The organism is Bartonella sp. AU15XJBT, from assembly GCF_028618615.1.
In the GTDB taxonomy this organism is placed as follows: Bacteria; Pseudomonadota; Alphaproteobacteria; order Rhizobiales; family Rhizobiaceae; genus Bartonella.
The window spans coordinates 1-1,232 of sequence record NZ_JAQITG010000100.1; the positions used below are offsets into that span (position 1 = coordinate 1).

Consider the following 1,232-nt stretch of genomic DNA (forward strand, 5'->3'; position numbering starts at 1 on the left):
CATAGATGATGAAAGCGATTGTGAGGCCGATTGATACAAAGGGTGTGATTGTAACAATTGCTTTTGAGGAAATATCCGTGACATATGTTTGTGTTATCTGATCAATTTTATTGAAAAGTTGCGTGAATACAGTAAAGTTCATGGCATTCCTCTTTAACAAATTTTCAATTTTTTATTACCTTGGAACATAGATACATGCCATTTGCATTTATACATTGCCCAAATTTTCACTGCTATTATCTTGGCTTTGATAAAAGCTCTGTGTCTCTTTGAATTGTTGGGATATAGGACCGAATCTTCTACATTGGATTTTGTTTTCATCGTATGCTAGGCATCCCTTTTTTTTCATGGTCAAAAATTTTCATATTAAGTTCGCGTCTTTTCCTTTTGATCAGTGACTGCTCAGCGTTACGTATATGCGCTACCATTTGCATCTTTATAGACTCATTCTGGATCATAGCTAATGCACCATCGATATGTGCTTGAAGATCTGCAATATCTTTCAGGTTTTCTTTTGTTTGAAGTTCGTCGAAAAGATTTTCGAGGTATTGAAAACGATCTTTTATATTTTGAAAAGCTTTTAAAGTTAAAGCTTTATCTAGAGTTGATACAAATTGTAACCGTGCAAAAATAGACTTTCCTACTTGATCAAAAGCTCCAGAAATTTTGTTTTCGTCTTCCAATACCTTTTGATATGATGGCCTTGAAAGCATTTGTTCGTTATAGATTAATTCTGGCTCTTTGAGAAAAAAACTAGAAAAGTCTGTTTTATGAGGTCCAGTTTTCTGACTTTTTGTTATAGACTGATAGGCTTTTTCTGTTTGTGAAAGTTGCTCTTTTTTTAACTCAAGCTGTTTTTTTAAGAGCTCAACAATTTCCCCTTTCTTTAATAGATTAATAATCTCCAGATACTCTGTTGGTAAAGCGGGTGAGGGCGGTGGAGCAGGTTGTGAGATTACAGGTGAGTTTTGGGATGGTGAGGGTTGAAAAGTTACAGTTACATTTGCATTTGCTGGAGCTAAATTCAGTGTTCCCAAAAGGATAATTATTCCTGTTATAATAAACCGCTTTTTCATTTTAATATTACTCTTTTTTACAATTAAACAAAGTCAATATTTTTTATCATTATTATAATTTTAATGATAAAGTAAAGTGCATAGTTTGCGATAGTTTATCTTTTCTTAATTTCATTTTTTATATTGATAAAAAATAGCTCGATTTCAGTGCAAATA

General features: G+C 32.5%; 1 protein-coding gene and 1 pseudogene. Both read right to left on the reverse strand.

Translation table 11 applies throughout. The features are described from left to right. Positions 1-142, reverse strand: a pseudogene (locus PVV57_RS10310) (trwi protein); the annotation flags it as partial. A 175-nt stretch (positions 143-317) separates the two neighbouring features. Beyond that, a complete protein-coding gene (locus tag PVV57_RS10315; protein ID WP_273784045.1) occupies positions 318-1,076 on the reverse strand; it encodes a type IV secretion system protein in 759 nt (252 codons plus the stop codon). Between the last annotated feature and the right edge of the window lie 156 nt (positions 1,077-1,232).